General features: G+C 71.8%; 16 protein-coding genes, 1 tRNA gene and 2 pseudogenes. 7 read left to right on the forward strand and 12 right to left on the reverse strand.

The window, feature by feature from the left end:
- Positions 1–47: 47 nt before the first annotated feature.
- From AB0E24_RS14610 to AB0E24_RS14630, 5 genes are read right to left on the reverse strand one after another with little or no spacing between them, the layout of a single operon-like run.
- The gene (locus tag AB0E24_RS14610; protein ID WP_359151887.1) at positions 48–1,055 is read right to left on the reverse strand and encodes a formylglycine-generating enzyme family protein; all 1,008 of its coding nucleotides are present in this window, start codon (positions 1,053–1,055) and stop codon (positions 48–50) included.
- Complete coding sequence (locus tag AB0E24_RS14615) at positions 1,052–2,764, reverse strand: WD40 repeat domain-containing protein (RefSeq protein ID WP_079257447.1); 1,713 nt, start codon at positions 2,762–2,764, stop codon at positions 1,052–1,054. Before AB0E24_RS14615 ends, AB0E24_RS14610 begins: the two co-directional genes overlap by 4 nt.
- Positions 2,761–3,456, reverse strand: a complete 696-nt coding sequence (locus AB0E24_RS14620; RefSeq protein ID WP_079153428.1) for a GTP cyclohydrolase II — start codon at positions 3,454–3,456, stop codon at positions 2,761–2,763. The genes AB0E24_RS14615 and AB0E24_RS14620 overlap by 4 nt, the downstream gene beginning before the upstream one ends.
- The gene (locus tag AB0E24_RS14625; protein WP_206332219.1) at positions 3,453–4,925 is read right to left on the reverse strand and encodes an MFS transporter; all 1,473 of its coding nucleotides are present in this window, start codon (positions 4,923–4,925) and stop codon (positions 3,453–3,455) included. The genes AB0E24_RS14620 and AB0E24_RS14625 overlap by 4 nt, the downstream gene beginning before the upstream one ends.
- A complete protein-coding gene (locus AB0E24_RS14630) occupies positions 4,922–6,913 on the reverse strand; it encodes an outer membrane protein assembly factor BamB family protein (protein WP_359377132.1) in 1,992 nt (663 codons plus the stop codon). Before AB0E24_RS14630 ends, AB0E24_RS14625 begins: the two co-directional genes overlap by 4 nt.
- Before the next feature lie 693 nt (positions 6,914–7,606).
- Here AB0E24_RS14630 and AB0E24_RS14635 point away from each other — a divergent pair.
- On the forward strand, positions 7,607–8,194 hold the full coding sequence (locus AB0E24_RS14635) for an NADPH-dependent FMN reductase (protein WP_347235542.1): 588 nt from the start codon (positions 7,607–7,609) through the stop codon (positions 8,192–8,194).
- Positions 8,195–8,201: 7 nt separating this feature from the next.
- Here AB0E24_RS14635 and AB0E24_RS14640 read toward each other — a convergent pair whose 3' ends face one another.
- Complete coding sequence (locus AB0E24_RS14640; protein WP_359377136.1) at positions 8,202–9,053, reverse strand: helix-turn-helix transcriptional regulator; 852 nt, start codon at positions 9,051–9,053, stop codon at positions 8,202–8,204.
- An 88-nt stretch (positions 9,054–9,141) separates the two neighbouring features.
- Here AB0E24_RS14640 and AB0E24_RS14645 point away from each other — a divergent pair, with 88 nt between their 5' ends.
- Positions 9,142–9,966, forward strand: a complete 825-nt coding sequence (locus AB0E24_RS14645) for an SDR family NAD(P)-dependent oxidoreductase (RefSeq protein WP_359377139.1) — start codon at positions 9,142–9,144, stop codon at positions 9,964–9,966.
- 211 nt (positions 9,967–10,177) lie between these two features.
- On the opposite strand, the gene AB0E24_RS14650 is transcribed toward AB0E24_RS14645, so the two are convergent.
- Complete coding sequence (locus AB0E24_RS14650; protein WP_102934454.1) at positions 10,178–10,750, reverse strand: TetR/AcrR family transcriptional regulator; 573 nt, start codon at positions 10,748–10,750, stop codon at positions 10,178–10,180.
- Positions 10,751–10,851: 101 nt separating this feature from the next.
- Between AB0E24_RS14650 and AB0E24_RS14655 the strand changes: the two genes are divergently transcribed.
- On the forward strand, positions 10,852–11,811 hold the full coding sequence (locus AB0E24_RS14655; protein ID WP_359377143.1) for an NADP-dependent oxidoreductase: 960 nt from the start codon (positions 10,852–10,854) through the stop codon (positions 11,809–11,811).
- A gap of 171 nt (positions 11,812–11,982) precedes the next feature.
- Here the strand turns inward: AB0E24_RS14655 and AB0E24_RS14660 are convergent.
- A tRNA-Val gene (locus tag AB0E24_RS14660) sits at positions 11,983–12,054 on the reverse strand.
- 325 nt (positions 12,055–12,379) lie between these two features.
- On the opposite strand from AB0E24_RS14660, the gene AB0E24_RS14665 reads away from it, so the two are divergent.
- The 3 genes and pseudogenes from AB0E24_RS14665 to AB0E24_RS14675 all read left to right on the forward strand — a co-directional run.
- Complete coding sequence (locus AB0E24_RS14665) at positions 12,380–13,678, forward strand: coiled-coil domain-containing protein (protein ID WP_173963468.1); 1,299 nt, start codon at positions 12,380–12,382, stop codon at positions 13,676–13,678.
- Between the two features lie 509 nt (positions 13,679–14,187).
- Positions 14,188–14,430: an FmdB family zinc ribbon protein gene (locus AB0E24_RS14670; RefSeq protein WP_359377147.1), complete on the forward strand. Its 243-nt coding sequence runs from the start codon at positions 14,188–14,190 to the stop codon at positions 14,428–14,430.
- 222 nt (positions 14,431–14,652) lie between these two features.
- Positions 14,653–15,207, forward strand: a pseudogene (locus AB0E24_RS14675) (DUF4383 domain-containing protein); the annotation flags it as partial.
- Positions 15,208–15,682: 475 nt separating this feature from the next.
- On the opposite strand, the gene AB0E24_RS14680 reads toward AB0E24_RS14675, so the two are convergent.
- Positions 15,683–16,375 carry an O-methyltransferase gene (locus AB0E24_RS14680; protein ID WP_099016907.1) on the reverse strand — a complete coding sequence of 231 codons (693 nt, stop codon included), beginning with the start codon at positions 16,373–16,375 and terminating at the stop codon, positions 15,683–15,685.
- A 260-nt stretch (positions 16,376–16,635) separates the two neighbouring features.
- Between AB0E24_RS14680 and AB0E24_RS14685 the strand changes: the two are divergent.
- Positions 16,636–16,773: pseudogene (locus AB0E24_RS14685) on the forward strand (DedA family protein); the annotation flags it as partial.
- A gap of 31 nt (positions 16,774–16,804) precedes the next feature.
- On the opposite strand, the gene AB0E24_RS14690 reads toward AB0E24_RS14685, so the two are convergent.
- The 3 genes from AB0E24_RS14690 to AB0E24_RS14700 all read right to left on the reverse strand — a co-directional run bounded on the left by AB0E24_RS14690 (position 16,805) and on the right by AB0E24_RS14700 (position 21,808).
- On the reverse strand, positions 16,805–17,665 hold the full coding sequence (locus tag AB0E24_RS14690) for an HAD family hydrolase (protein ID WP_079257460.1): 861 nt from the start codon (positions 17,663–17,665) through the stop codon (positions 16,805–16,807).
- Positions 17,662–20,253 carry a phosphoribosyltransferase gene (locus AB0E24_RS14695; RefSeq protein ID WP_435865288.1) on the reverse strand — a complete coding sequence of 864 codons (2,592 nt, stop codon included), beginning with the start codon at positions 20,251–20,253 and terminating at the stop codon, positions 17,662–17,664. Before AB0E24_RS14695 ends, AB0E24_RS14690 begins: the two co-directional genes overlap by 4 nt.
- A 367-nt stretch (positions 20,254–20,620) precedes the next feature.
- Positions 20,621–21,808 (reverse strand): HpcH/HpaI aldolase/citrate lyase family protein, encoded by a 1,188-nt coding sequence (locus AB0E24_RS14700; RefSeq protein ID WP_069866251.1) that lies wholly within the window; start codon positions 21,806–21,808, stop codon positions 20,621–20,623.
- Between the last annotated feature and the right edge of the window lie 163 nt (positions 21,809–21,971).

Consider the following 21,971-nt stretch of genomic DNA (forward strand, 5'->3'; position numbering starts at 1 on the left):
GGAACGGTCGGAGCGGCCCGCGCCCCACGGTGCTTCCGGCATCCGCGTCATCGCACCGTGTCGCCGGTGTCCGGCGTCTCGGCCAGCCGGAAGCCCATGGCGTAGATGAGCCGGTGGTGATAGCCGTGTCTGCGGGTGCAGCGGGCGAGGTCGTCGTAGCGGGTGTGGCTGCCGCCCCTGCTGACCCGGTAGGTGTCCACACCGCTGCCGAGGTCGTCGTCGATGGACCGGCCACCGGGGTAGGGCCGGTAGTCGTCGGCCACGTACTCCTCCACGTTGCCCGCCATGTCGTCGGCGCCGAACGGCCCGCGCCCCGCGGGATACATCCCCACGGGTGTGGTGGACAGCGGCCCCGTCTCCACGGTGTTGGCATGGTCCTCGTTCGGTGCGTCGCCCCAGGGGTGGTCACGGCCGTCACCACCGCTCGCCGCGTACTCCCACTCCGCTTCCGTGGGCAGCCGGAACGCCCTGCCGGTGCGGCGCGCGAGCCAGGCGGCGTAGGCGTCGGCGTCCCGGGGCGCCACGGTCCACACCGGGTGGTTGGACAGGTGGGCCGGATACACCCCGAACGTCCATGACGTGGGGAGCGAGGCGTCCGGGTTCTCACCGAGGAAGTCCCGGTACTCCTGGTTGGTCACGGGAAAGCGGGCGATGCGGAACGCGCCGATGTCCGCCTCGTACCTGGGGGTCTCCTTCTCGATCCAATCGCGCACCACACCGACGTGGCCCCATTTCCGCACGACCGCGTCGACGTCCGCCGAGTCGAGTCCGAGCCATACGCGGGCCGCCGGTACGTCGACCATGGCCGGGTCGAAGGTGTCGATACGCGGATCCCCGAGCAGGCCGAGCAGTCTGCCCGCGGCGAGCCGGGTCGTCGGGGTCCTGGCCGGGTCCTGGACGAGACGTACCAGTGTCGTCGGCGATTCGCGCGCCAGACGGCGTGTGCGGGCGGCGAGTCCCGCGTGGTCGGTGCGGTCCACGAAGGAGTCGGGCAGTCCCATGGCGGCCCGGTCGGAGAGATCGTTCGGATTGACGACGGATACGGTGGTGCTCATCCGGCCGCCCCGACCGGTGCGAGGTCTACGGGGTGGACGGATCCGTCGTACGACGAGGCGAGGAAGCGGGCTCCCACCGCGTCCCAGTGGAGGGAGGAGATGCCCGCCGTCGTCGGGCGGCCGATGAACGGCCACGCGCCGGTGCGGAGGTCGTGGACGGCGATGGCGCCCGCGTACGAGCCCGTCGCGACGAGACGGCCGTCGGGAGATGCCGCGACACACTTGACCGAGTGGTCGTGGGGCGTGGGAATCGTGTCGCACTTCTCCCGCTGCCAGGTGCGCAGCGTCAGGTCGCGGGAAACGCTGACGAACACCCCGCCGGGCAGGGCCGCGCAGCCGTTGGCGATCCGTCCGTGGGCGTCGTCCAGGCGGCCGGTCTCGGTCAGGGTGTCCAGCGAGAACCAGGAGACCGAGGTGTCCGCGCACACCGCGAACAGGGTGTTCCCGGAGACGGCGACGCCCTTGACCGCGTTGGTGTGCAGCGGCAGCGTGGCGACGAGCTCGAAGGTTCCCCCCTCGGTGAGCTGGAAGACCAGACCCTCGCCCGTGTAGGCGCCGATCACCACGTGCGGCCTGCCGTCCCTGGTGAAGGCGGCACCGCAGTTCAGCGGCGACCTGTGCTGATGGATGACATGGCCGTCGGCCGCGTCGAACACCTGGCCGAGCTGACCGCCCGTCAGCATCCGGCCACCGGCCTCGACGAGGAAGTTGCACAGGCTGCCGGGGCGCGAGACCTCCGCGCCGTCCCGCCACACGATCCCCGCGTCACCGACCGTCCACACACGCCCCGCCGCATCGGCGACCACGGAGTTGACACAGGCCGTGGGCATGACGCCGGACAGGTCCCACCGCTGATCGGTGAGGTGGTAGGTGGCGTAGGTGGAGCCGAACGTGGCGAAGACGAGTGTGGTGTCGTCCAGGAAGTCGCAGGAGCGGGCCCACACCTCGGCCGGATACTCGCTGGTGTGCAGGAGGTTGAGCTCGCCCCCGGGGCCCGAGGTGTCCCAGACCCGCAGCGTCCTGTCGTAGCTGAGGCTGACCAGCGACCGCGACGAGGCGTTGTGCACGAGGCGCTTGATCCCCGCCTCGTGCGCGGGGGTGGCGTTGGCGGTCCCGTCGGCGATGATGACGATCTCGCCATCGTCGTTGCCCGCGTACACGGTGCCGGTCGGGGTGATGGCGATGGTGTCGGTCTCCGCCCCGCCCAGGTCGACCTCGGAGACGAGTCCGCCGGCATCGAGCGACCAGCGCTTGACGGTCCCGTCGTCGCTCGAGGTCAGCAGTTCCCTGCTGTCCCCCGCCCAGGCGACGGAGATCACGTCGGCGGTGTGCCCCTCGAAGGAGGCCGTCAGCCTGCCGGAGAAGTCGAACACCCGCACCCCGTGGTCGCGGGAGGCGGTGGCCACCAGTTCGAGGGTGGGGTGGAAGGCCGACATCTCCACGTCGTCCTTGTGGTCGCCGAGGACGGCGATGAGCTTGAGGTCGGGCACGGACCACAGCCGTGCCGTGTAGTCGCTCGACGAGGTCACCAGATGCCGCCCGTCCGGGCTGAAGGCCGCCTGGTTGGCGAGGTGGTCGTGGTAGACGCGGCTGATCGAGGTGCGGGTCGCGGCGTCCCAGAGGATGACCTGGTTGTCGTAGCCCGCGGTGGCGATGAGGTTCCCACCGTGGGCGGCCACGCCGCTGATGGGTCCGAGATGACGGATCATGCTGACTCCTCGAGCCGAATGGTGTGCGCGGTGCGGGCGACCTTCGCGGTCAGATACCCCCTGTTGTGGGGGTTGGCGTACACGCCGGTGGACACGGTGTGCCGCACCGCGATGCCGTAGTGGCGCAGTTGTTCGCGCTTGTCGGGGTTGTTGGTGAGCAGGTCGATCTCGACCTCGCCGAGCGCTCGCAGCATCTGCGCGGCCACCCCGTAGTCCCGCAGGTCGTCGTCGAGGCCGAGCGCCCGGTTGGCGCTGAAGGTGTCCAGGCCCTGGTCCTGGAGGCTGTAGGCGTCCAGCTTGTTGTACAGGCCGATGCCGCGGCCCTCCTGCCGCAGGTACAGCAGGGTGCCACCGGCGGTATTGATCAGGCGCATCGCCTCCCGCAGCTGCGGCCCGCAGTCACAGCGCGCCGAACCGAGCACCTCACCGGTGAGGCACTCCGAGTGGACCCGCACCAGGGGCACTTCGGGGTGCCGGGGCCCGAGCCGCAGCGCGAGGTGCTCGCGTCCGTCCAGGAGCCCGCCGAAGGTCATCACGTCGGCTGCGATGGGTTCCGCCGAGCCGTGGTGCAGCGGGATGCGCACCTTGCGGCGGATCCGTGCGGCGGGCAGCGCGCCGGTGTCGCCGTCCAGCAGGCTCACAGACGGCTCGGCCTCGGCCTGCGGATGGGCGTCGTCGCGTGGCTCGATCATGGTTCGTTCGTCCTCCTTGCCGGTTCTTGCGGCCTCGGCACGGGCCGCCACGCGGCACGCGTGAGTCGAAGGTGCAGCAGCACCGTCGTAGTGGCGATCCCGAGCACCAGGAAGGTGGGGGGCGTGCCCACGACATCGTCAAGTGCGGACACGAACACGGGGGACAGCAGAGCCGCACCGCCGGTCAGCAGCCAGATGAGACCGGAAGCGCGGCCCAGGACACCGGGCGGGAGGTACCGGACGCGTGCCATGACCACCGTCGCCATCACGGCGCCCTGTCCCAGGGCCCCGAGCACGACCGCGAACATGAAGACAGGCCATACGGGCACGATCATCAGAATCAGCGCGACGGACCGCGCGGCCACACCGAGCGTCATCGGTGTCCATGGCCGCAGTCGGCGGCGCTGGGAGACCAGCAGGTTGCCGACCAATGACGCCACGTTCATCCCCGCGATCGCGAGGCCGGCCTGCTGGCCCGAAAGGGCCCACCCGTGCCGCAGGTGGTAAACGATGAGCGAGGTCAGTCCGGTGCCGCACACCGCACTGAGCACCATGTCCGCCACGAGCATGACGCTGATGCGCTTGTCCTGCCTGATGGCGTCCCAGCCGTCGCGGATACGTGACGGTGGCGCCTCGGCCCCGGCCCGCGCCTGGGCCCCGGCCGCCCGCCGCTTCACCCACCGCGGTGCCGTACGCCGGGCCCCGCCGTCGGTCCGGCCGCCTTCGTGCGAGGGCGCGGGGGCGGTCTTGTCCAGGGACGCGGGGGCGGTTTCGTCCGGGGATGCGGGGGCGGTTTTGTGCGGGGACGCGGGGGCGGAGCGTGCGGGCCTGACCCCCACGGCCCAGACCACCAGCGGGGCGAAGAACGTGGGCAGGTTGAGCCACAGCAGCCCTTGGTACCCCACCCAGGGCAGCAGCGCGGCCACGAGCAGCGGACCCGCCAGAGTGGTCGCCAGGAAGAGGCTGTTGAGCGTGCCTCTGGCCCGTACGGGACAGTCGGGGAACTGAGCGGGAACCCCAGTCATCCAGCCGGTGCGGTAGGCCAGCCCCCCGGTCTCCAGCACCACCGCGCACAGGAACAGCAGCCACGGCGCCGAATGACCGCCGAGCAGCAGCAGGTTCATGGCGAGCGCCGCGCCGGCCTGCGCCAGCAGGCCCTGGACGATCAGGCCGCGCACGCCCCGCCGGTCCGCCCACGCCCCGAGGGCGGGGGCGAACAGGTCGCTCACGGGGACGGCGGCGGCCAGCCAGGCCATCACCACCAAGGAATCGGTGAGTTGGTAGGCCAGCAGGGGCAGGGCCGTGGCGTACAGGGCTTCGCCGACGTTGTTCGCCGCGTTGCCCGCGGCGAAGACGAGGAACCTGCGGTCGGCGAGCGGGTTGGGTTCCACGGACTCGTCGGCCGCGTGCGCGCCCGCTCCGTCCGGTGTCACGGAGCCCGCTTCCTCCGCGGTCCCTGCGTCGGTCATCGTACGGCGGCCTCCTCATCGGTGGCACCGGCGGCACCGGTGGCTCCGGCCGAACCGGTCGTACCCGCCGAACCGGTGGCACCCGCCGACCCGGTCGTACCGGCGGAGGACACCGGCCGGTCCGAGAGCGGCAGCCACAGGTCGCGCAGCGGAGTGAGGACTCGGCCACCGCCCGTGCGCTCCATCAGATACAGCCGCAGGAATCCGCCGCGGCCACCGACCACGACATAGGCGCGGCCGTCCGGGCCGTGCAGTGCGGCCATGCCCTTGCCGAAGTCGGGCAAGTCCTCGTGGAAGTCGAGCAGTTCGGCGGTGTCGTAGTCGAACGCGGCGACCTGCATGCCGTATGTGACGACGCAGAGCACCCCGTCGATCAGGACGCAGTTCTCGGCGGTGTTGTCGAGCAGTTCGGTGAACTGGCGGGTGGGCTTGTCCTCGCCCACCACGATCTCCTTGACGCCGCCGCCCCCGGTGATCCGCACCCGGTCCCCGTCGGTGATGAGCCGCTTGGGGTAGCTGTTCAGCTCGGCGTACCAGGATGGTTCGGCCTGGTCGCCGTAGGCGGTGAGCTGTCCGTTGCGCGTGGCCAGCAGCCGGCGGCCGTCGTCCAGATAGGCGCAGGCCCACGCGCTGGCGGGCAGGTCCTCGACCTGCCAGGTCGGCTCGCCGGTCGCGGCGTCGAACTCGTATCCGCCGGCGTTGCAGGCGGCCAGCACCCGGCCGCCGTCCGGCGACACGGCCACGGTGTGGATGATGCCGGGAAGCTGTGCCTCCCACACCGTGGTGTCCGCGGTGGTGAACCGGCGCAGCCGCGATGGCCAGAACGCCCCCACCAGGTCGTCGGAGGCGGCGCGGATCCGGCGGGAGAAACCGAGCCCGGTGCGGTGGCGGCCCGTCACCTCGAGCGAGGCGTGCCCCGCGGGCGAGGTGCGCATACGGGCCTCGAAGGCACCGTCGTCGGTGGCCACGACGAGCGCCCCGGGCTCCGCCGGGTGCGGCTGGATGTCCCATACGCACTGGCGGGGATGGCCGAGCCGGGTGAGGACCTTGCCCTGCGGGGAGAGGGCCGTCACCTCACCGTCCTGGGTGAGGGTGTAGATCCTGCCGTCCTCGTCGACGGTGACATCGATGATCTGGTGGCTGAAGCCGCGGATACGCTGTTCGATCCTCAGTCGCGGCGTGGAGTTGTCGAAGACGACCAGTTCCCCGTCGAAGCCGCCGATGTAGGCCCGGGAGAAGTCGGGCGAGAAGACGAGACCTTCCACGTCGTTGCGCGCGATGTCCATGCGCTGGTCGATCTCGCCGTCCAGGCCCAGGGTGACCACGCCGTTGCTGATGTTGCGCGTGGGGCCGAGCCCCGCGTCGCAGATGGCCCAGTACCTGTCGTGGCGCTCGTCGTAGACCACACGGTGCACATTCGAGGTGTCGACCTGCACCACCGTTGGAAAGTCCAGGTCGGGCAGGGAGCCGAGATGGATATGGCCGCTGCGGTCGGAGACCGCGTGCACACCGGGCGCGTCCGTGCAGAACCACTCCAGCATGTCGTAGCCGTGCGGCCACAGGGAGATGCGGTCGACGGTGAACGACTCGACGTCCAGGACGACGACCTGGAAGTACCCGTTGTTGAGGTACGCCTTGCCCTGCCACACGCCGATGCCGCGCAGCATGGTGGGCGACGGCTGCTCGCCCTCCAGCAGATGTTCGGTGTTGGCGGTGGACGCCGCATCGAGCCGATCGCTCAGACGGAGCGTCTCGGTGTCCCAGCGGCAGATGTTGCCGGCCTTGTCCCGGGTGATGATCCAGTCGCCGACGACCTTCACCGCGTAGACGGGGTCCCCGGAGGGGGCCTGGGCAGTCGCCGGGAGGGGGGACGAGACGCGGATGTTGAGGTTGCGGTCGAGCCAGTGCAGCCCACCCCGGACGTCACAGGCCAACAGTCCGTGTCCGGGTTGACTGACGATGCGGGTGATCCGTTCAAGCGCGCCCATGAGACCGGACTCCTCCCTGTCTGGACGGCTACGATGCGATGCGCCCCCGGGGGGAGGTGACCTCCCCCCGGGGGCAAGACCCTCGACAAGGTGCGTCAGGGCTCAGGGCGGGTCAATCACGTGGCCGAGCAGCCTGGCTGTCGGCGACGTGTCCTGTTCCCGCAGTACGGGTCCGGTGGAACCGGATCCCTTCTTCAGATGGCGGCGCGAGTCACGCGGCGGACGAGCTTGGTCATCTGAATTCACCTCCTTCGCCGAATCGAGGGGCGCTTTTGTGAACCCACACACCAGGGCTTGATCCGGGTTACGGATCGTCACCCACGAACATTCCGTGAAAACGGATGGGGCGGGTTGCACGCCCGGAGCCCAACGGCGAAACAAAACGCGTTGCGACGCCGCGAACTTCAGGCAGGGACTAGATTGCCCACCGGGGCTACCAGTCCGATTCCTTATCTGTACCAGTTCCATACCACCGCTCTCACCAGCGAGTTCTCCGCGAATCACGGCCGAACCCCCATCACCCTCGACGAATCCCGGCACCCTTCTCACTGCATTTGCGACAGAGCGACCGATTCCGGGTGAAGTATGTTTCCCGTTTTATTTACACGGCCGGTGTCAACAATGAGTGAGTCGGCGTTGCATGATGGAGAGGACCCCTGCTCGCCGTACTCCCGGAAAACCAAGGAGAGCAGCATGACCAGGATCGTTCTCATTTCGGGCAGCCTTCGTCACGACTCGCTCAACACCATGGCGATCGCGACCATCGAACGAATGCTCACCGCTCGCCCCGAACCGGCGGCGGCCGTACGGCTCGCCATCGAGGAACTGCCCTACTACCACCAGAGCGATGACGAGAGCGGCAAGCGGCACGAGGCCGTACATGCCGCACGCCACCTGGTGACGGCCTCCGACGCCGTCCTGATCTCCACACCGTCCTACAACGGGTTGGTCTCCGGGGTGCTGAAGAACGCGCTGGACTGGCTCTCCCGGCCCTGGGGGGACAGCGCCCTGACCGACAAGCCGGTCGCCATGCTCAGCGCGAGTACGAGTGCCCGCGGCGCGATGGAGGCCCAGTCGGGACTGCGGACGGTGCTGGAGCGCTCGGGCGCGGTGCTCATCGCCGCGCCACAGGTCGCCCTCGCACGCGCCGACGCGATCGCCGCCGAGGACGGCCGGTTCACCGAACCGGCCACCGTCGCGGCCCTGGAAGCGCTCGTAGAGGCGCTCCTCGCCCACCTGAGTCCGGAGCCGGCGGCCGTCCATGGCATATCGAGCCTTTGAGCCGCGGTCAGCCGGGTACGTCCAGGCGCTGTGTGCCGATCACCGACAGCAGCCGCAGAGCCTCCTCCGCCGGGGAGCCGGGATCGGCCGTGTAGATCACGACCCGCTGGTCCCGGTCGGCGATGTCCAGGACATCGCAGTTGAGCGTGATGGGACCGATCAGGGGGTGCCGAAAGGTCTTCTGCGGGGCGGGCTCGACCGACATGTCGTAGGCGGCCCACAGCCGGGCGAACTCCGCGCTGCCGGCGAGCAGGTCCTTCACCAGCGCGGCCACTTCGGGGTCGTCGGGGTAGCGAGCGGCGGCGGCCCGCAGGTGCCGGGCCGCGGTGCGGCCGAAGATCTCCATACCGGACCGGCTGTACCACTGCCGCTCCCCCGCCGAAGAATCGAGGAAGGTGCGGCGCAGGAAGTTGCGCTCGTGCCGGGGCAGGGCGGAGAAGTCCTCCAGGAGTGCGGCCGCCAGGTCGTTGTGCGCGATCACCTCATAGGCCGCGGACAGTACGAGCGCCGCGGCGTGCGGTAGCCGCCGCAGCAGGTCCAGGATGCTCGGGCGCACCTCTCGGGAGGGCCCTGGCGGCGGGGCGGGCGGGGCACCGGCGAGGTAGTGCAGATGGGCGCGCTCGGCGTCCGACAGGCGCAGGGCGCGGGTCAGTCCGGCCAGCACCTCGCGCGAGGGGCGCGGGCCGCGGGCCTGCTCGAGCCGCGTGTAGTACTCGGTCGAGATGAACGCCAGCTGCGCCACCTCCTCGCGCCGCAGCCCCGGGGTACGGCGCCTCGGCCCGGCGGGCAGCCCCACATCGGCGGGGGTGATCCGCTCGCGCCTGCTGCGCAGGAAGCCGGCCAGCTCTCGCCTGTCCATGTCCCCCAGTGTCAGCGGGCCGACGAAGCCGATCCAGGTACCGCCGGTGCCTGGATGCGGGTATCCGACCGGCCCCAGGCTCATCGGCATGAACACCACCCCTACCACCCACACCACCCACACCTCCGACACCTCCGCCCCCACCGCCCCGGGTCTGCTGACGGGCAAGGTCGCCTTCATCAGCGGAGCCGGCCGCGGCATCGGCGCCGCCGCGGCGCGCCTCTTCGCCCGGGAAGGCGCCCGGGTACTGCTCGCGGCCCGCACCGAGGACCAGCTCAAAGCGGTGACCGAACAGATCCGGGCGGCGGGCGGCACCGCGGAGTACGCGGTGTGCGACCTGGCCGACGCGACCAGCGTGCGCGCCGCCGTCGACCGCACGGTGGAGGCGTACGGCCGACTCGACGCCGCCTTCAACAACGGCGCGATCGGCACGCGGCAGCCCGGCCCGATGGACCAGGTGCCGGAGGCGGACTTCGACGAGCAGTACGGCGTCAACCTCAAGGGCGTCTGGCTGGCCCTGGCCGCCCAGGTCGCCGCGATCAGGGCGACCGCCGGCACGGGCGCCATCGTCAACACCTCGTCCGTCGGCGGCTGGAAGGGCAACCCCGTACTGCCCGCGTACAGCGCGATGAAGCGAGGTGTCCACAGCCTCACCGAGTCGGCCGCCGTCGCCTACGGCCCGGAGGGCATCCGCGTCAACGCCATCGCCCCCGGCACCACGCTGACCGAGATGATGCGCCACTGGGAAGCGGAGTCGCCGGGCATCATCGACCACCTCAACGCGCGCACCCCGCTGCGCCGCGCGGCCCAGCCCGAGGAAATCGCCGAGGCCGCCGCCTGGCTACTGAGCGACCGCGCCTCCTACGTCACCGGAGTGGTCCTCTCCGTCGACGGCGGCATGCGGGCGTCGTGAGGATGCTGGTTTCAAGTTGGTACTGGAGACGGCGGCCTCCGGACCGGGAGGGGCTCCCCGCACACCCGGAGTCAGTGCGGGGCCTCGATGCGCGGCCCCAACCTCTCGGGGCAGTACGGCTGGACGCGGTGGCGGCGCTGCCGGTGCGGGCGACCGGGGACGAGGGGCAGGCGGACACGCACTCGTAGCCGGAACGCCGTAGATGAGCGGCTCAGGGCGTAGGTCGGAGGCCGTCCATCAGAATATTCAGCAGCCGGCTTGCCCTGGCCTCATGCTCGGGCGAGGGGGCCACAGTGAAGATGCCGATGAGGCTGGCGGCGATGTCTTCGGCGGTGACATCGGCACGCAGCTCGCCCGTGGCGCGGCCGGCGTCGAGGATGTCGTCGATGGCCGCGAGCAGTTCGGTCTGGGTCCGGGCATGGGCGATCTCGCCCGATTCGATCATCGCGAGCAGCGTGTCGAGCATGCCGTTCTTCGTCGCGATCCATTCGCCGAACAGGTCCATCCAGCGTCGCAGCGCCGCGGGCGGGGACAGCTGAGCGAGTAGTTCGCGGGCACCGGCGGTGAGCCGCGCGACCTGATCGCGATAGACCGCGTCAACCAGGGACTCGCGGTTGGGGAAGTGCCGGTAGAGCGTGGCGATGCCGACCCCGGCTTCGCGTGCGACCGCGCGCATGGACGGCTCGGTGTCGGCGGACACGAACATGCGAGTTGCCACTTCGAGGAGTTGGTTGCGGTTGCGAGTCGCATCCGCTCGAAGTTCGCGAGTCTGCAACTCTTCCAAAACGGATCACGCTCCGATTGCGCTAGGGTGTCGCTTGCAAACGGAGCATAGTCCACTTTCCTTTCGCTCCTCTCGTTCGTCCCTGAGGGAAACAAGTGAGCATGCAAGAACCGAGCGTCAACACGTCGGCGACCACCAGCAGGGCGGTCCGGCTCGAGTCATTCGGCGGTCCTGAGGTCCTGAACATCCGCGAAGTACCCGCGCCGCAGGCCGGCTCGGGGCAGATCCGCGTGCGAGTCACCGCGGCTGGCCTGAACCCGATGGACTGGTTCATGACCTCTGACGCGGACACCGCCACCCGCTTCGGCTTGAGCCTGCCGTCCGGTTTCGGAACCGACTATGCCGGGGTCGTGGACCAGGTCGGTCACGGCGTGACCGGGTTCGCGGCCGGCGACCGAGTGTTCGGCGGCGCCCTCTCCCGCGCGGTCGCCGACTACGTAGTCATCGACGTGGCAGGGACCATTGCGGCGGGCGGCGACGCACACCACACCCCCGACGGCGTCGACGACCGCACCGCCGCCACCCTTGCCATAGCGGGGTGCACGGCCGCCGCCGCCCTCGCCGTCGTCAACCCCGGCCCGGGCGACACGCTGCTCATCGGCGGCGCGGGAGGCGGGGTCGGCGTGTTCGCCGTCCAGCTCGCTCGGCTCGCGGGCGCCCGAGTGATCGGGACGGGATCGGCGACATCGGCCGATGCCCTGCGCGCCCTCGGGGCCGAGCCGGTCGCCTATGGCGACGGCCTGGCCGACCGGCTCCGCGCCCTGGCCCCCACCGGCGTCACCACGGCCATCGACCTCTTCGGGACGGACACGGTGCGGGCGGCACGAGAACTCGGCGTTCCGGACGAGCGCATCACCACCATCGCCGCGCAGGTCGACGGAATCACACCGGCAAACGGCGCCAACGCCGCCCCCGGCGGCATAGAGGAGATTGCCCGCCTGATCGCGGCGGGCCGGCTCCGTGTGCCCATTGCGGCGAGCTTCCCGGTGGAGCGGATCCGCGCGGCGGTCGAGCTGCAAGCGGGCCGACATGTGCACGGCAAGGTCGTCATCGACCTCTAGCCGTACTGACCATGGACGTTAGGCGCGGCGCGTCGTGCGCCGAGCTCGTCGAGGATGCGGCGACAGAACAGTGCAACGATCTCTACGCCGAGCGCGCGGGCGATCAGCCTGAGACTGCCCCCCAACTCAGCCGGGGGGCAGCTACCGCCTCTTTCCTACGCTCAATCACTGTGGGCGCAGACGGGTTCGAACCGCCGACATCTGCCTTGTAAGGGCAGCGCTCTACCGCTGAGCTATGCGCCCCAGGGGAGCTGTCAGCCTACAGGGTTCCCGGGGCGGGGCCGCAATCGTGCGGTCGGTGGGGAGGGGCCTGGGACGGGGCAGGTTTGGGGTCGGGGTCGGGGGTCGGGTTCGGGTGGGAGATGTCCGCAGATCGCGAACCGAACCGAGCACTGTGTTCGTCAGTGTCGGGTGGGAGAATGACATTCGGACCTGGGCGATCCATCGGGAGCGGGTAGTGGCGGCGACATCTGGACACTCTGCGCGTCCATCGCGCCGTCCGCACCGTCCACTCCGTCCGGCCGGCGACCGCGCGCGCCGTGCGCGGCGTCCCTCCGTGCTCGGGCTGGTGCTGTTGCCGGTCCCGTTGTTGGCGGTGGTGGGGGCGTTGTCGTTCGCCGGTGGGAGCGGGGGGCGGCGATGGTTCGGGGGGCGGGGGGAGAGTCAGCGGGCGGAGGCGCAGGCGGCGAAGGACGCCGCGGCGGCGGCGTTCTATGAGCTGGACACCGCGCAGCGGGATCTGCGGATCTCCATCGAGACGATCACCGCCGTGGACGATTCGCCCGCCGCGCGCCGGACAGCTGCCGACTTCTCGGCGCTGGGGCAGCGGATCGACCAGGTCAGCCGGGACTACATCACGGCGGTGGACGCCCATGATCTGGATCGCGACGATCTGGACGGGGCCACGGCCTCCCGCGCCCGCGCCGATCTGACCAGGGCGAAGGACGCGCTGGAGCGCACCAAGGCGGATCTGGACCGGTTCGCGCAAGGGCTGGGGCCGCTGCTCGAGCAGGCCGAGACGCGGCTGGCGCGGCTGGCGCCGGCGGTGGAGCGGGCCCGGCAGGCGCTGCTCGCGGCGAGTAACGCGCTGGACGCGGTGCGTGCCTCGGGGCTGCGGGCGGACGATCTGGCGGCCCGGCTGGCGGCGCTGTCGCCCGAGCTGACCAAGCTCAACCAGGGGGCCGGGCAGCACGGTGTGCAGGAGACCCTGCGGCGCGCCGACGATGTGCTGCGCAGGGCGGAGGCGGTGCGCGGGGAGGCCGAGCGGCTGCCGGAGCGGGCGGCGGAGATCGACAAGCGGCTGGTGTCGCTGCGCACCCGCGCCCAGGCGATCACCACCCGGGCCGCCGGGGTCGAGCCCGTCCTCAGCGAGCTGCGCCGCCGCTACAGCGCGGCCTGCTGGCAGGATCTCCAGCCGGTCCCCGCGCAGGCCGCGCGGGATGTGGCACAGGCCGAGGAGAAACTCAAGGAGGCGCAGGCGGCGCGCGAGGAGCAGCGCTGGCCGGACGCCACCGCGCTGCTGGCCACCGTACGGGCGCTGCTCAACAGCACGGACGAGGCCGTTTCGGCGGCCGGGGACCGGCTGCGGCGGCTGGACGAGGTGTCCTACGACCAGCAGAAGGAGATCGAGCGCACCCGGTTCGCGATCCGCGACGCGCAGCGGCTGGCCATGGCCGGGCGCAGCACCCCCGATCCGCGCCACGCGCGCCCGCTGGACGACGCCGTGGAGCGCCTGGACCGGGCCATCGCGGGGCTCGAGGGGCGGCATCCGGACTGGTGGCACTTCCTCTCCGAGACCGAGGCCGTGCGGCAGACCGTCGCCCGGGTCGTCCAGGAGATCCGGGAGGAGCGGGGCGGGCCGCATTGAGCCCCCCCCCCAGCGCCCTTTAGCCCGGCCGCGTTGGGCCCCCACCGAGTTGGGCCCCGGCCACATTGGGCCTCGCCGCGCTGAGCCCCCACCGCGTTTAGCCCGGCCGCGTTGAGCCCCGGCCACGTTAGGCCCGGCCGCATTGCCCCGGCCACGTTGAGCCCCGCCGCGTTGGGCCCCCGCCGCCTTTAGCCCGGCCGCGTTGAGCCCCGGCCACGTTAGGCCCGGCCGCATTGCCCCGGCCACGTTGAACCCGGCCGCATTGCCCCGGCCACGTTGAGCCCCCCACCACATTGCCCCCACCGCATTGGGCCCCCGGCGCGTTGGCCCGCCCACGTTGGGCCCGGCCGCGTTGAGCCCCCGGCGCGTTGGGCCCCCGAAGCTCCGGGCCCCGAGGCTCCGGGCCCCGAGTCCCTCGGCCCTCAGTTCCTCAGCCCCCTCCGAGGGCCGCAGGGCTCAGGGGGGCTGTTCGGGGAGCTGAGCCGCGTTTGGGTGGTTATCCTCCTGCCATGCCTCGCTATGAATACCGCTGCCGCGCCTGTGGAACCACCTTTGAGCTGAGTCGGCCCATGGCCGAGTCCTCCGCTCCCGCGTCCTGCCCGGACGGGCACGACGACACGGTGAAGCTGCTGTCCACCGTGGCCGTCACCGGCGCCTCGTCCTCGTTCTCTTCCTCTGCCGCCTCCTCCGCCCGGCCCCCGTCCGGCGGCGGTGGCGGTGGCGGCTGCTGCGGGGGCGGCTGCTGCGGCTGAGGCCGGGCCGGGATGGGGCCGGGATCGGGCCGAGGTTGAGCCTCGGGGGGCGCGGGCGGATGCTGGGAGGTACGTACCCGTGCCGCGTCCCCGGACGTACGCGACGCCGCCGGATGTGCGCGTGTACCTCGTGTACGCGACGGTGACGTGGCCACCGCGGGTACGGCCTCGACCGCGAAGAGCGCGAAGCCGAGGTCCGGCGCCAGCAGAAGGAGGCCGGAGATGGCTACGGGCCGCCCCTCCCCCATCGGTCCCCACCCCGCCGGAGTCGCACGGCACTGGCCGGAGCGGATCGGCGGGCACACCACCCTCGATGAGCACCTGCCGATCGATCACCGGCTCAGCAAGTTCTATCGCGTCGGCGCCGGGCTCATGGGGCTGGTGCTCGTCGCCTTCGGCATCCTGGGCCTGATCGACCGGGTCGGCTTCTTCGACATCGGCGGTGCCACGGTCGCCGGACTGAACACCAACGGCACGCTGAGCGTGCTCTCCATCGCCATCGGGCTGCTGCTCTTCATCGGCATGCTCATCGGCGGCAACTTCGCCTCCACGCTCAACCTCGTGCTCGGGGTGCTCTTCCTGCTGAGCGGGTTCGTCAATCTGGCGCTGCTGGAGACCTCGTTCAACTTCCTGGCGTTCCGGTTGCAGAACGTGCTGTTCAGCTTTGTGGTGGGGCTGTTGCTGATGTGGTTCGGGATGTACGGACGGGTCAGCGGCGGGCTACCGCATGACAATCCGTACTGGCGGACCCGCCACCCCGAGCAGGCCGAGCGCGAGGCCGCCCACGCGCGTGAGCTGATCGCCGCGCGTGAGTTCGCCGCCGAACAGGCCGGTGCGGCCGTCCCGCCCGGCACCCCGCTCACACCGGGCACCCCGCTCATGCCCGGCGCCGCGAGCGCACCCGGCGCACCCGGCGCCCCGGGCACCCCGCGTGGGCCCGGTGAGGAGCCCGGCAAACGGCCCGCTCGGCCGCCCGGTAAGTGGGGCGAGCTGGACCGGCCCGGCGGGGCCGAGCACGCCGCACAGCCGCCCACCGCCGAACGAAACGAGCCAGCCGAACCCGCCGAACGGACCGAACCCGCCGAACGGACCGAGTCGGCCGAACGGACCGAACCCGCCCCACGGACCGAACCCGTCGGCGGGCCCGGGAAGCCCCATCGCTGGACGCGGTCGACCCCCCGGCGCTGGGCCCGGGTCTGGCGGCGCGTCCGTCCCCGGCGGCTCAGCCCCCGACGCCTCCACGCCCGGCGGCTCAGCCCTCGGAGGCTCCGCGCCCGCCGCCACGGCCGAGCCGACGCGCGAGCGTCAGGCCGTCGGCGACGGTGAGCATGACCGCCTCCATCCGGGCGTCCGCCGCCACATGGTCGTTGAACGCCTGGATCGCGGCGCCCGCGGACGGCGGCGCCGCCTCCGTGACCTGCCCGTGGTAGAACACGTTGTCCGCGACGATCAGACCGCCGGGGTTCAGCCGCGGGACCAGCTCCTCCCAGTACGGGATGTAGTTCTGCTTGTCCGCGTCGAGGTAGGCGAGATCGATATGGGGCTCGGCGGGCATCGCGCGCAGGGTGTCGAGCGCGGGCGCGATCCGCAGGTCGATACGGTCCTCGACGCCCGCCTTGGCCCACGCCTTCCGCCCGTACGCCGTCCACTCCTCCGACACATCGCAGGCGATCAGCCGGCCGTCGGCGGGCAGCGCCCGGGCCATGGCCAGCGCGGAGAAGCCGGTGAAGGTGCCGACCTCGACCACATGGCGGGCGCCGGTCAGCCGGACCAGGAAGGCCAGCAGCGGGGCCTGCTCCTCGGCGGACTGCATTCCGGCCTGCTGGGGGAGGTTGCGGTGGGTGACCTCGACGAGCTCGCGCAGGACGGGGTCGAGCGGCGGATTGTGCCGCAGGACGTAGTCGTACAGCTCGGCCGTCACCGGTGTGCTCTTGCTCTCGGCCATCGCGGCCTCCTCTTCGGCTCCTCGGCTCCCCGACCCCTCGCGTTCAGCTTCCCAGATGGCGCGGAACGGCGAGCACCCGGCGGCCGCAACCCGGGTTCCCCGGAGTTCGAGCTTCTCGAAGATGGCGTTGATGTGCTTCTCGACGGCGGTCGCGGGACTGATGTGCTTCTCGACGGCGCCGCGGGACACAGCGCGACCGCCGCCGCCGGACCGGCGCCGTCCGGTCGGATCACCGGCCGGGCCAGCGGTCTGAGGGACGCGCCGGACGGCCGCCGCCGGTCCGGCCCGCCGATATCGGCCGGACCGAGCGCCGCTTCGGGCCGCACGGCACCAAGGCGGTCTTCTTCGGGCGCGAGGTGCCGGTCTTCCGCGGCGTGATCTCGGTTCCGGCCGGTATGGGCGCGGCCGTCCCGCTCGGGGGTGATGTGGTCAGTCCCGGCCGCGGGAGACGGCGCGGATGACCTGGCTGCGGGCACGGGCCCAGGTGACGGAGGAGCGCTCGCCCAGGGCGCGGACGATGGCCTCGCCGGCCGCGACGCCCGTCTCCTCGACCACGGTCAGCTGGGGTGCCGTCCAGCCGACGTCGGCCAGTTCGCCGTGGCCAGGGCGCCAGGCGCGGTCGGCGGCGAGCAGCAGATCGGTGTCGAGCAGCGAATCGCCCGCGGCGAGCACCTCGTCCGCCCCGGTGCGGCTCTTGATCTCGGCGACGGCCGCGCTCTTGGTGAGCGGCTTGGGCACGGCGTAGATCTTGCGGCCTTGCAGGGAGACCGTCCAGCCGCGCGGCTCGGCCCACTGGGTGAGCTCCTTGACGTAGCTCCCGGGCAGCAGCTCCCGTTCGACCACGAGATAGGCGAACAGGTCCTCGGCCACTCGCTCCTTGAGCAGCCAGGCGGGGTCGGCGGTGGCGCTGAGGTGGGCGCGCACCTCCTCCAGGGGCGCGCATCCGTCGGCGAGCGCGGTGCGCACCCGCTGCTGCCAGTCGGTGTCGGGCTCGCCGTTGACCAGCAGTTGGCCGCCGTTGGCGCAGATCGCGAAGCGGGGGTCGGGGCCGGGGAGGCGGATGCGGCGGTACTGCTCGACGGTGCGGGTGGTCGTGGGGACGAAGACGGAGGTGCGGACCAGCTCGGCGAGCAGACCGGCGGCGGTCTCCGTCATGTACGAAAGCGGCCGGCCCTCGTACGTCTCGACGCACAGCAGCCGCGGGGCCTCGGCGTCCGGCATCTCGAGGCCGAGCGCGGCCGCCGAGTAGATCAGGGTGCGGTCGAGGTCGCTTGCCACCAGAACGCTCATCGTGCCGCCACCGTTCTCTCGTCTCTGCCAGCGATGTCCGCGGTGTTCGCCTTACCGGCGATGTCTGCCGTGTTCGCCTTACTGGTCGCTGTGTGCGCCGTGCCGACCGCCTTACCGTCGGCTCCGGTGGCACCCCGGGTGTAGCGCGGGTGGATCAGCCCGACGCAGGTGTACGGAAGCCCGTCGATCTCCTCGACCGGCACTCCGCGCTGCTCGGCGAGCAGCCGCACATGGTCCAGGTCCGCGCCCGCGCCGCGCTGGGCGAGGATCTTCCATGGGACGCGCCGCAGCAGCACCCGGGTGGTCTCGCCGACGCCCGGCTTGACGAGGTTGACGTCGTGGATGCCGTACTCCTGGCTGATCCGCTCGACCGCCGCCCACCCCTCCCAGGTGGGGGTGCGGTCGGTGGCCGCGAGCCGCCCGGCGTCGGCCGCGGCCGCCTCGGCGACCTCGGTGAAGCGGGCCGAGACGGTGTCCAGGAAGTGCCCGGAGACATCGGAACCGGCCAGTTCGCGGTAGTACTTCGCGCCGTGGAAGTCGTTCGGCCCGACGAGGTCGGCGCGCAGCACGGTGCGCGATATCAGCCCGGAGACGGTCGAGTTGAGGCATGCGGAGGGGACGAGGAAGTCGTCCCGAGTGCCGTAGGTGTCCACACAGCGGCCGGGGTCGGCGAGCACCGCGATCCGCGGGTCGAAGTCGGGGTACGGGGCGACGGCGTCCGACAGCTCGCGGGTGATGGCGCCCTTACCGGTCCAGCCGTCGACGAAGACGACGTCGGACGGGTCGTGGTGGTCGGCCAGCCAGCGCAGCGCGGCGGTGTCGATACCGCGGCCGCGCACGATGGAGATCGCGTAGTGCGGGAGGTCGAGACCGTGGGCATGGCGCGCCCAGCGGCGCATCAGCACCCCGACGGGGGTGCCGGCGCGGGCGAGCGAGACCAGGACGGGGCGTGGGGAGCGCTCCGCGAGCACGAGCTCGGTGACCGCGCCGACGGCGCGGGCGATCCGGGCGGCGGAGGCGTCCAGGGCGGCCCGGAACAGCTCCTGGTAGCGCTCGTTCGGCTGGTACTCCACGGGCAGCGACTCGGCGTAGTGCGCGCCCCCGCTCTGGATCGCCTCCTCCCGCTCCTCGGTGGGCGCTTCGAGGGTGACGTGGGAGAAGTCCTGGAGCAGCCAGCCGACCTCTTCGGGCGCGTAGGACGAGAAGTCCGGTCCGCGCAGGGGCTCGTACGACGGTTGGTGCATGTGCGGGGCCTGTCGTTCGGGGACGGAGCGGGGGGTGGGTGGGGTCTGGGGGCGGTAGGACGGCAGGGCGACCAGCACCAGCCGGTCCGTCTGCGCGCCCAGCGCGGCGAGCAGCCCGTCGGGGGCGTGCAGCGCGGGCGTGTCCGCGGTCGAGTCGACAACGGCGACGACGGCGTCGAAGCGGCGGTCCGGATCGGTGCCGGGCGCCACGTTGTAGGCGTAGCGGGGCCCGGGGCCGTCGGCGGGCCCGTCGTGCGCGGGGAAGGTCAGCCGGGTCCGGATGGCGTACCCGGGGTCGTCCACGGCGAGCACGGGCGAGCGGGTGGTGGTCGAATACCGCACCTCGACCCCGTCGAGCGCCTCGTCGAGCGCCTCCGCGATGCGCAGCGGCGCGTACATCAGCTCCTCGAACCCGAGGACCAGGACGCGGCGCAGGGGGCGGCGGGGCAGGTCCGGCCCCCGCGTCAGGGCGGCCGCGAGGCGGGTCGCCATGGTGGGGAGGGCCGCTTCCAGGCGGGCGCGGTGGGCGGGGGTGAAGCCGTGACGGCCGCCGTCCGGGAGCCCTTCGGGCCAGCCGAGGTCCACGCGGAGGGCGGCGCCCGCCGGGGGTGCCGTGGGGCCGGGCGCGCCCTCCTGGTCCGCGGCGGCCGCCTCGTGCGCGGCCACCAGTCGCGCGCCGCGCTCCAGGACGTCGTCGGGGAGGTGGACCGCTCCGGCCGCGGCGGCGACCAGGTCGACGCGGGCGCCGAGGTCGGCCGCGAAGGCGTCCAGGCGGGCGCGGTCCCCGGGCGAGCGCATGTCCACCAGGGCGACCACCACATAGTGGTCGCGGGGGAAGCGGCGGTGGAGGGCGGCGATGGTGTTCAGGACCGTACGGCCCGTGGAGAACTCGTCGTCCACGAGCACCAAGGGGCCGGTCGAGGCCAGCAGTCCGGGGTCCTCGGGGAGCAGCAGATGGGAGGTGGCGTGGCTGTGCTCCTCCTCGAAGCCGCCCACCGTGGCGACGCCCGGGACCGGGCGGCGGGTGGAGTGCAGGTACGGGGCGAGGGCGAGGCCGTCCGCGACGCTGTGGCCGAGGCCGGTGGCGGTCTCCGCGTACCCCAGCACCACGGCGCGCGCCGCCGCCTCGTCGCCCAGCAGCTCCCGCACCCGGCGGCCGAGCCGCACCCCCGCGCCGTGGACCGTGGCGGGGCGCTGCGGGACATGCTTGCCGAGGACGTTGGAGACCAGCAGATGCGCCCGCTTGGGGTTACGCCGCAGGGCGAGCCCGAGCAACTCGCGCAGGGCGGCGCCGCCGTCGCCGCGGTGGACACCCTGACGGCCATCGCCGTCGCCGTCCTGGATGCCCTGACGGCCGCCGCCGTCGCTGCTACCGCCCTGGATGACCTGACGGCCGCCGCCGTCGCCGTCGGTGCCGCCGACCCGGACACCGCCGCCACTGGCACCGCTGCCGCCGACGCCACCCGGACCGCTGCCGCCGTCGCCGCCGACGGCGCCCTGACCACCGTCGCCGACCCAGCCGCCCGCGCCGCCCAGGCGCTCCTCGCCGACCCAGCAGCCGTCGCCGTCGCCATCGCCGTCCAGCCGTACTCCCAGCCGGTCCGCGACCCACTGCCCCGACCACACGTTGCCCACGCTCACGCCGTCCTGCGCCTCGTTTCCGTCGTCAGTCGCCCGGGGACGCCCCGGGCCCGTCCCGGCCCGGTTCGCTCTACGTCCGCAGGCTCGCCGCCAGCAGTTCCACGAAGCTCACATCCTCCCGGGCCACCCCGAAGACCTCCGCTCGGCGCAGGGTCCGCTCGGCCCAGGCACGGTGCGGCTTCACCTCGTTCATTTTGTTGGTGTACGAGGAACGCAACACCCCGCCCCCGCCGCGCTGGGGCTCGAGGATGTCCACCGCGTCGCTGAACTCCTCATGGCTGACGACGGACAGCGCGTGCACGGGGGCCACATGGGTGGGGTGGATGCAGGTCTTGCCCTGGAGGCCGTTGGCCCGGTCCAGCTCGATCTCGCGGAGCAGCCCGTCCATGTGGTGTTCGATCAGCGCGGTGCGCAGGGATTCGGCGCGGCCGCTGCTGAAGGGGCTGATCCGCAGCTGCGGTTTGAACATCCGCTCATGGGGTTTGAAGTACTCCCACACCGGCCCGGTGATCGTGAAGCCCGTGCCATCGGCCCGGCCCAGCATGTTCACCACGTCCGCGATCACGGACGCGACCAGCTGAACGTCGTAGGCGGTCATGTCCGGCGCCCGGCGCAGCCCGTACGCCGAGCACAGATCGGTGACCCCGAGGCGCAGCGCCAGCACCCGCTCCCGGTACTTGTCGACAATCCGGCTGATTCCGCTCAGGGTGTCGGTGCGCGTCTCGCGGTGCATCAGCTCGGGCGATTCGAGAACCGGCATGGCGAAGAGCGGCCGACCGCCCAACGCCTCGGTCACCTGGGCGTTTTCGGCCGACATCAGCGCCTCGAAGAAGGCTCCGCCACGCTCTTCGGTGAACTTCGGCAGTACGAATCCGGACAGCAGCCGTACGCCCGCTCCGAGCCGGTCGATGAGATCGACGATCTGTTCCGGGGTGCGGACCCGGATGAAGAGCAGCGGCAGCTGGGTGCCGGGGCCGAGCCGGGACAGCTCCGCGAGCTGCCGTACGAGGTTCTCCTCCGCCCCCGGCACCTCGGCGTCGTCGATGGAGTCCTCCAGGCACAGCACCATGGACACCACGCCGTGACCTGCCTGTTTGACGATGTCCTCGGCGAGCCGGGGCCGGGTCGCCGGGCAGTACAGGGTCGCGCCGAGTGCGACGGCCAGCGTCCGGGCGGGGGAATCCACGCCGAATTCACCGGGCTCCTGGTGGAAGAGGCTCGCCCGCACCTCGCCCGGCAGATGTTCGAAATGCCGCATGTTACTCCCCGTACTGCCGGTACGCCGCCTCGGTCACGCCGACCCGCGGTTGGCCGATAATCGTACGTGTGGCCATGGGTCAAAAGTTCCCCAAGGGCGTGAAAATCACGTAACCCATGTGCGTCCACACGGTGTCCGGCATGCCCGCCCTGCCGTCCCGTAC

The organism is Streptomyces malaysiensis subsp. malaysiensis (assembly GCF_040653035.1).
Classification (GTDB): Bacteria; Actinomycetota; Actinomycetes; order Streptomycetales; family Streptomycetaceae; genus Streptomyces; species Streptomyces malaysiensis.